The organism is Yersinia rochesterensis (assembly GCF_003600645.1).
Taxonomy (GTDB): Bacteria; Pseudomonadota; Gammaproteobacteria; order Enterobacterales; family Enterobacteriaceae; genus Yersinia; species Yersinia rochesterensis.
This window is the reverse complement of sequence record NZ_CP032482.1, coordinates 1,709,710-1,718,652: the sequence shown is the minus strand read 5'-3', so window position 1 is coordinate 1,718,652 and position 8,943 is coordinate 1,709,710. Positions and strand designations below refer to the sequence as shown.

Here is an 8,943-nt window from a genome sequence, read left to right as displayed (position 1 = left end):
TTTTCCCCAGCCGACGCCTGACATCTTAAACCACAATAAAATTGCTAAAACATGCTGCTCCGTATAGCCTAAATAGAATATATCCCCAGCTTCAACCATGGTCTCATTTCACTCATGTTTGTATTTACAAAAAAGCTACCTGATGGCAAATTCATGCGCTCACATAAAACCGGCCATCTAATTCGTCAACCCTCAATAGGTGTCTGTGAGGTAGCGTTTCAAACAAGCAACTATCGCGATGAGCTATTCACGGAGCATTCGATTCCGTTTCCAGAAAAGCTCTTCGCCGCGGTAGTAAAGCGTCGCTGCGAATATCTGTGCGGGCGTCTTGCCGCGCAAACGCTATTAAACGAAAGGCAAATCTATGCGCAGGTCGCCCAATCAGCGGAAGGGGCGCCCATATGGCCAGAGGGATGGCTTGGTTCTATTTCTCATACAGAACGCTGTGCGATAGCGGTTATCGCCCCGCAAAATAAAGTATACCTGCTCGGTATTGATATTGAGAATTTTAACCCCGAAGCGCTGGAGGAAATAGCCGAAACGATCGTTCAAGAAAGTGAGCGGAAACGCCTGAGGGAAAGTGAAATAGATTATAACACGGCATTACACATCGCGTTTTCGGCAAAAGAGAGTCTCTATAAGGCGCTATATCCTCAGGTGAGGAAAGTTTTCGGTTTTGACAGCGCTATAATTACCGATATAAACACGCGCAATCAAACCTTCTGTATTCAGCTGACGTACGCCCTGACGCCCGCGCTTGCAGCGGGATTCCAGCGCACCGGTTATTATCAACTCGATACAGACAAAGTCATTACCGTTATTTACTAACCATGTCACTATTATCGTCTCAACCGATTTAATACCGATGAGAGATGTTGATAATAAAACTCTTATTTCAGCAATAAAACTGATGACCATGACAAAAGATCGCTAAAAATGAATGGTTCATTTTAGCGGGATGCTAACAGCCTCCCTGCCTGACGTCAGGCAGCTCAAACCCGCCTCATGGCTTCATCACGATGCGGCCCAGCGGTTTTGCGGTCTCGGCGAATTCGTGAGCCTCGGCAGCGTTGGCCAGGGGGAATACGCGGTCGATGACAACCCTGATGCGCCCTGCCGCTACGGCCTGCAGCATGTCGTCCACGCTTGAGCGAACTGCGGGCCTTGCAAAAAGAGGTCCCATGAATACCCCCATCAGCGTCTGGTTAGACTGCATGGGTGGCCACAGGTCGACAGTCAGGCTGCCGCCACCCGCATTACCGACGAAGACCAGACGACCTTCCGCAGCAAGCGCAGAAAGTGAAGCAGGCAGCGTTGTCCCCACGGGATCGATGACGAGGTCAACGTCGGCGCCGCGGGTGAGCTGTCGGACGCTGTCCACCACGTTATCCGCGGCGCGATCCACGACATGGTCGGCACCCAGTTCAAGCAGCCGGCTCCTGCGCTGTGTTCCGCTTGCCACGGCGATGACCGTCGCGCCCGCCTGTGAGGCAAGCTGCACGGCGGCGAGACCCACGCCGCCCGCTGCCGCCTGAATAAGGACGGTTTCTCCGCGGCGAAGCATACCCCGCGTGAAAAGGCAGTGATGTGCGGTGCCGAAAGAGATCGGTAGCACCGCCGCTTCTGCCGCCTCCACGCCATCGGGTATCAGCCACGTTCGTTCCGCGGGCACGGCCCAAAGCTCCGCATGCGAGCCCTGCATGTTAAAAGCAGCGACCCGGTCCCCAACCCTGCGGCTACGGACGTTCGCTCCGACCGCAATCACCGCGCCCGCGGCCGCGTAGCCGACGATCCATGAAGGATGAGGCGGCGGCGTTGAACGGCGGTTGATCAGATCCCCCCCTTCAATCGAGATGGCCTCGACAGAAATCAGGACGTCGTCAGGCCCTGCGACCGGATCGGGGATATCGACATATTTCAGGACGCCGGGCGCGCCTTCCGCATCATAAACCGCTGCTTTCACAAGTACTCCTCCGTCTCTCTGACCGCTCGGCAGTCACCACTGCCGCATGGCTGCGTAATGCTTACGGCAGCCTGGCAATCACTTTAATCTCAAACTGGAATCCGTAAAGCCACGTCACGCCGATCCCGGTCAACGTGGGGTAAGGCGCCTCCCCCCAATATTCTGGCAGGACGCTCCAGATAGCGTCGAGGTTCGACTCAGGATCGACGACGAAGAGGGTGACGTCAACCACGTCATCAAACGTGCAGCCCGCCGCCGAGAGAACGGCATTAAGATTATCAAATGCCAGCCTGACCTGCGCTTGTCGATCGGGCTCGGGCGAACCATCCTCACGGCTACCTACCTGCCCCGAAACGAACAGGAAACCGTTGGATTTGATGGCCGGCGAATAGCGATTGCGCTCATAGAGTGCCTGCCTACCGATGGGAAATACTGCTTCGCGTGCCGTCATGTTTGTACCTTTGCAATGGGGCGAAATCTGCCCGCTGAACATAAAGACACTTTACAGGAGCCAGATCGGGCGGATAAACAAGCGACTTTGTCCATCATTGTTTGTAAAATCCAAACAATCGCCGAAAAGAGAGGATAAGGAATGGATCGTTTCGATGCGATGCGCGCCTTTGCTCGCGTGGTGGAGGCCGGTAGCTTCACAAAGGCTGCCCAAACGCTGCATATGAGTAAAACCACGGTGACGCAGCTCATTCAGCAGCTGGAAGCGCGCCTGCGCGTCAGGTTGCTCCATCGCACCACCCGCAGGCTCGGCGTCACTCCCGATGGCGCGGTTTACTACCAACGCGTCATCCGCCTGCTGGCGGACATGGAGGATGCTGAAAACAGCCTGTCCAGTGCGGCGAATACGCCCAGGGGGCGGCTACGGGTGGATGTGCCCAGTCCGCTGGCCCGCCTTGTCCTGGTGCCGGCGCTACCGGCTTTCCACGCCCGCTACCCCGATATCCAGTTCGACATGGGCGTGAGCGACCGGGTGGTGGATTTGATTGGCGACAACGTGGATTGCGTCCTGCGTGGGGGCGAAATCAACGTCCAGTCCCTGATCGCACGCCACGTCGGCGATTTGCCAATCGGTGTGTACGTCGCGCCGAGCTACGTAGAACGCCTTGGTGTCCCTGCGCACCCGCGGGAGCTGGAAAACAGCGGCCATCGCATCGTGGGATTTTTGTCTTCGCGCACCGGTAAGATTGATCCTCTGGTACTGCGCAGTGAGAGTGAACGTATTGAAATCACGGGCAGCTATGTACTCGCCGTGGATGATGGCAATGCTTACCTCGAGGCCGGATTAGCCGGCTTAGGCGTGATTGCGCTGCCAATCTACATGGCGGCAGCGCATCAGGCTGCTGGCGCTTTAATTCCGCTATTTGAACAATGGCGTATCAGCCCCATGCCCCTGCACCTGGCGTTTCCGCCGAACCGCCATGTCAACGCCAAACTGCGAGTTTTTATTGACTGGATCGTTGAACTGATGCCGCTGCATGCCCCGTATTCCAACAATAAATAACTACATCCCAGCCATTCTCTCATCAGCGTCGATTGGTGGTCATTATGGTGGTCTTGACAGTATATGAATGCAGGTTTAGCTTATTTGTTAGCCAGTTACTGGCAAAGGCGATCCCAGTCAGAGGAGCCATATTAGAGAAGCCCGCTTAGGAAACTAAGCGGGCTTTTTGCTTTGGTTTTGATCTCACCATTTATCGTAATAGCGAGATTCTTAAAGCACCATTATGAATTTTTCATTCCCTCGCCCTGATTAATCCATTATAAAATAATTTGCTATCTATCTGATATTTATACTGGAATAGGATAAACGACATATCATGGAAGTTTCCTACATGCAGTAATGAAAAATCGGATATTTTTACAGTTAGAATGATTATTTGACTATTTTTTCTCTTTTTTTGAATGATTAATTCGAATTTTAATAAAAAAAATCCCAACTCTTTTATAATCAATTCACTAAGCAGAATAAAGCTGATGGTATGAATTTGGTTAAGCAGCCGCTACATGAGTAAGAATCTTTTCTTGATAATCTATAATTAGAGATTAAAATCACCGAAATAGTACCTTACATATACGCTAAATAATTCGTGTGGCAGGAAAGCGGCAAGCAAGAGAACTCTGATGAGTCAATGATTTGGGTGATTAAAGGTAGCTAACGCACATACAGTTTGTAGTATGGCGGGTATAATAATAGTTTGAGCATCGGCAGTAGCAGTTCTTGTTTATCTCATCTTGGGTAATCATTTAAAGTCGATCGGTGCTAACGAGCAGCAGTGAATTAACTCTGCGAATCCCAAGATATAACGGTTTACGGAGATAACATGACAAAATCAGTAATGATAGTTGATGACCACCCAGCAATTCGTGTCGCTATTCGTGCTTTACTGTCACAAAGCAATGAGTTTTCAACTATTTACGAGTCAGTTGACGGCAGTGAAGCCCTAGAAACATTAAAAAATAATCCTGTTGATCTGGTTATTATCGATATTGAACTGCCGAACTTTGATGGTTTTTCATTGCTGAAAAAACTACAGCAACGTGGTTTTACCGGTAAGTCATTATTTTTGTCCGCTAAAAATGAGCAGGTTTTTGCTGTGCGAGCATTACAAGCCGGCGCGAATGGCTTCATTAGTAAAAATAAAGATATTAGTGAAATTCTTTTTGCTGCACAGAACGTATTACGTGGGTATTCTTTCTTCCCATCTGAGACTTTGACCCAATTAGCTGGGCAACCCTCAAGTCATGATCCTGTCAATCGGGCTCGCTTGTTGTCAGAACGCGAGATTAATGTTTTACGTTACCTGGTCAATGGTCTCTCTAATAAACAGATTGCCGATGAGATGTTTATCAGTAACAAGACTGTCAGTACCTATAAAACACGTATCCTAACTAAACTAGGACTAAGTTCTGTAATTGAACTGGCGGATTATGCGCATACCCATAATTTGGTCTAGCTCAGACTGGTCTAATTTACCGCGTACCGCGTTATCTTTATATCGTTTGTTCTCTTTACGCATTTTACTGTGCTGTTTGCTATTACTAAGTGGGCAACTTTATGCAGCCCCAATGACAAGCCGTCAGGGATGTGATACTGGTCAACCATTGACAATACACAGTATCGCGAACAGTTACAGTGAAGACTTACTGCTGCCCCCGTCCACTGACGCGCGCCAATCAAGCCGGCGTACTGTGAAAGTGGGGGTGGTTATTGATGCTAATACACCCTTTGTCGTGAATCGCGATGATACTTCTATTGAAGGTATTGTTGCGGATTATCTAAAAATCATCAGTGATGCCAGCCAACTCTCTTTTCAGATGATTGGTTATTGTGATTATGGCTTGGTATTGAATGCATTAGAAAATGGTCAGGTTGATTTAATGGCTGGCACCCCGATGCCCGCTCAACCAGGGCTGATTGCTTCCCATGCTTTCTTTACTAACCGGCATGTGGAGGTTCGCAGCAAAAATTGGGATCCCACCAAACGCACCCATCCGGAAACGGTGGCCATCGTGAATAATGAGCCACTCTCACCGGAGTTTTTGTTTAATTATCATGCCGATAAAATCGTTGCTTATCCGAATCAATTGCAAGGATTACTGGCTGTAGCCTATGGTAATGCCGATGTGTTTGTCTCCAACGCCACATCAGCCAACTATTTGATTGACCAATTGCAACTGCTGACATTGCAAATTCGTAATTTTGCCCCTTATCACCCCGCCCCTTACACCTTTCTGGCGCTGGAAAAAAATCAAAAACTGATCGATTACATTAATCAGATTCTGGAATTACTGCCCAGCCGGGCCACGGGTGATATTCAACAGCGCTGGTTTGGCAGTAAGCATCATTACAATATTGATGCCAAATTACTTTTGACAGAACAAGAAGTTGCCTGGATTCAACATCATCCGGTGGTGAGTTATGTGGCGCCATTGGATCTGGCTCCGCTGATTTTTCGTGATCGCCAAACAGGCGAAATGGCCGGTTTTTCTATAGATCTCATTGATATTATTTCACGCCGAACCGGGATTAAATTTAAACCGGTTTATAGCAAAGATACCGGTGAGTCGATGCGTGATTTTATTGCTGGGAAAATAGATATGCTGCCCATTGTGGCAGTCCGTAATGGGCAATACGGCAACAACCTTTACTCCTTGCCTTTCGCCCAATCTTTGTGGGGCATCTTGACGCGAGAAGATCGCATTGATATCAACAACGTAGCGGATTTAGCGGGCAAACGGGTCGGTATACAAGCGGGCAGCACTTCCGGTGGAATTATTAGCAACCCTCTTTTAGCCCAAAAAATCACCTTTGTAGACGCGCCTGATACCATGACATTAGTGCGTTGGTTACAACAAGGAAAAGTCGATGCGATTATCAAGAATATGATGACCGCTAACTACCTGTCGGCACAGAACTTCACTCCCAATATTAAAACGGTGGCCGTCACCGGAGAAGAACCTTTGATGATGGCATTTGCCATCAGCCCGAAATTACCTGAATTAAAAGCCATCATTGATAAAGTCATTGAGTCAATTCCTCCGGAAGAGTTAGACAATCTGATCAGTGAGTGGAGTACATTCAAACCTAAACCGACCTCCTTTGATGAGCATTCATTGGAGAATGAATGGCTAATGTTGGCGCTAAAAATAAGCTCCGGTCTGCTGTTGGTCTTCGGCTTGTATCTTTGTTATCTGGTGTTCAATAAACGCCGCCAGGCCAAGTTGTTACAGGCTCGTTTACGGCAACAAGAATCCATTATTAATGCCCTGCCACTCGCTGTTTTTATTCGCACTAAAAAAGGTGAATTAGCGGTTTATAACAGTCACTTTGCCGCTGCACATCAAGATAAGCTGAACGACATGCTCAATCAGAAGACTGAGCAAGCCCACTGGCCAATGACCAGCCCACTTGATCGTGAGATAGATAAATATTGTCGTTATGTCTTACGAGACAGACAGCCCCAAATGGTGGATTTGTCTCTTGAGATCAACAAGGAATTGCGTGATATTTTCCTGTGGATTATTCCACTGGATAATGCGGAACGCAGTCTGCTGGGCGGCTGGCTGGATATCAGCCAACGCAAAACTGTTGAGCGCGAACTGGAAGCCGCCCGTGTCGAAGCCGAAAGTGCTAACCGCACTAAGAGTACGTTCCTGGCGACGATTAGCCATGAACTGCGCACACCAATGTACGCCATTATGGGGTTATTGGAGCTGGAAATACGCAGCGACCAGCCGGTGGATAAAAACACGCTGGTGACAGTTTCCAAATCAGCTCAATCACTGATGCTACTGCTGGATGACATCATCGACTCCGCCAAAATCGAAGCCGGGCAGTTGAGTGTTCACCCTACTGTGGTGGATTTCCGTCAGGAAATAGAGCGGATGTTCACGATTTATCAGCCTATCGCCGATGAACGCAATCTAAGATTCTCTGGCTGGCTGGATGACCATATCCCTGATTTGGTGATGGTTGACATGCTGCGGGTACGGCAGGTGATGGGCAATCTATTGGGTAATGCCCTGAAGTTTACCGAACAGGGCGGTGTGTCAGTGGATATCACCTGGGAGGCCATTGACGAGAAACATGGCGTAATGAATATCGATATTACAGATACCGGTATTGGCATTTCCCCTGCGGCACAGGCCACATTATTCCAGCCATTCAGCCAAGCTAACGAGGGTAAATCACCGCGTTTCGGTGGCTCCGGTCTGGGGCTGTGGATCTGTCATCAATTGATTCACAAAATGGGTGGGGAAATAACATTAGAAAGTCAGCTTGGCAAAGGAACCAGTCTGTTTATTGCATTGCCGCTGGAAATTGCCACAATCAGTGATTTGCCACCAGATTCAATCATTATTGACGTAGATGAAAATCAACTTAATCAGTTGAAAAACTTGCGTATTTTGGTGGTGGATGATTTACCCGCTAACCGCCAATTGCTACAGCAACAATTAGCCTTTATTGGTATCGAGCAAGTCATGAGTGCCGAAAATGGCGCTGAAGCTTGGCAAATATTGCAGCATTATAGTTTTGATGCTGTCATCACGGATTACAATATGCCGCTGATGAATGGTTACGAACTGGCCACCCACATCCGTAATAGTGCGACGATGAAAGATATGATCATCATTGGTTGCACCGCTGATGCGCGGGAAGAAAGTGCCACCCGTTGCAATGATGCAGGGATGAATGACTGCATGGTTAAACCCGTGACTATCGATACGCTGCGCACCACTTTGCTGCGTCAGGAGATTATTGGCAGTTATGTGGATACGGGACATCATCACACTGTGATTAATGATGTTACAGTGCAGAATCGCGGTCAGCAGGAAGAGATAAATTCAGGTGAGAGCGAATATCTTGTTGTTACTAAACAACAATCTCCTCTAGTAGCAGCGCAGGATAAACTAAAATCCCTATCGGGAGGCAATGCTGAAGTGGAGTTGCAATTATTACAATTTTTACTGGAAAGCAATATGCACGATACCGGGGTGCTGACACAACTGTATACGCGCCTCACTGTTGATGATGACAACACAGTTTCTGCTGATATTTATAAAGAAATGGCGAGTTTGGTTCATCGGATTAAGGGTGGTGTACAATTAATTGATGCCCAGATACTGGTAGATAGTTGTATTAAATTCGAATCCTTACTGCACGAACAAGATAGACATGCTGCTTTGGCTCATGGTACTGGCTATCTGGCGCTATTGGCTGAGATGAACCAATTATTGGTAAATTTGATAGCTTCATACTCTGAGATAGACAGCCCGTCGCCATAAAATAGAAATTAAAATGATGTTATTACTGAAAGCTCGTCAGAATTTTGACGGGCTTTTTTAATTTCTGATTATTTATATTTAATGACGAAAATATAACTTTATATAAGAATCCATCATAACTCATTGTAATAAGTGAAAATTATAATTCAACCTCATTTTAAAAGGACAAGTTCCTACAGGTT

The 8,943-nt window shown here is 47.9% G+C and carries 6 protein-coding genes; 4 read left to right on the top strand and 2 right to left on the bottom strand.

What is annotated here, in order from left to right; translation table 11 throughout:
• The first annotated feature begins 114 nt into the window (after positions 1 to 114).
• Positions 115 to 828, top strand: coding sequence for a 4'-phosphopantetheinyl transferase family protein (locus DXZ79_RS08145; protein ID WP_038633993.1), 714 nt, complete (start codon positions 115 to 117; stop codon positions 826 to 828).
• 175 nt (positions 829 to 1,003) lie between these two features.
• Here the strand turns inward: DXZ79_RS08145 and DXZ79_RS08140 are convergent, their stop codons facing one another.
• Positions 1,004 to 1,963 (bottom strand): quinone oxidoreductase family protein, encoded by a 960-nt coding sequence (locus DXZ79_RS08140; protein ID WP_038633995.1) that lies wholly within the window; start codon positions 1,961 to 1,963, stop codon positions 1,004 to 1,006.
• Between the two features lie 61 nt (positions 1,964 to 2,024).
• A complete protein-coding gene (locus DXZ79_RS08135; RefSeq protein WP_038633997.1) occupies positions 2,025 to 2,414 on the bottom strand; it encodes a RidA family protein in 390 nt (129 codons plus the stop codon).
• 141 nt (positions 2,415 to 2,555) lie between these two features.
• Between DXZ79_RS08135 and DXZ79_RS08130 the strand changes: the two genes are divergently transcribed.
• The 3 genes from DXZ79_RS08130 to DXZ79_RS08120 all read left to right on the top strand — a co-directional run bounded on the left by DXZ79_RS08130 (position 2,556) and on the right by DXZ79_RS08120 (position 8,761).
• Positions 2,556 to 3,476, top strand: a complete 921-nt coding sequence (locus DXZ79_RS08130; protein ID WP_038634000.1) for a LysR family transcriptional regulator — start codon at positions 2,556 to 2,558, stop codon at positions 3,474 to 3,476.
• An 820-nt stretch (positions 3,477 to 4,296) separates the two neighbouring features.
• On the top strand, positions 4,297 to 4,929 hold the full coding sequence (locus tag DXZ79_RS08125) for a response regulator transcription factor (RefSeq protein WP_004391176.1): 633 nt from the start codon (positions 4,297 to 4,299) through the stop codon (positions 4,927 to 4,929).
• Between the two features lie 112 nt (positions 4,930 to 5,041).
• Positions 5,042 to 8,761: an ATP-binding protein gene (locus DXZ79_RS08120; RefSeq protein WP_038639607.1), complete on the top strand. Its 3,720-nt coding sequence runs from the start codon at positions 5,042 to 5,044 to the stop codon at positions 8,759 to 8,761.
• Positions 8,762 to 8,943: the final 182 nt, after the last annotated feature.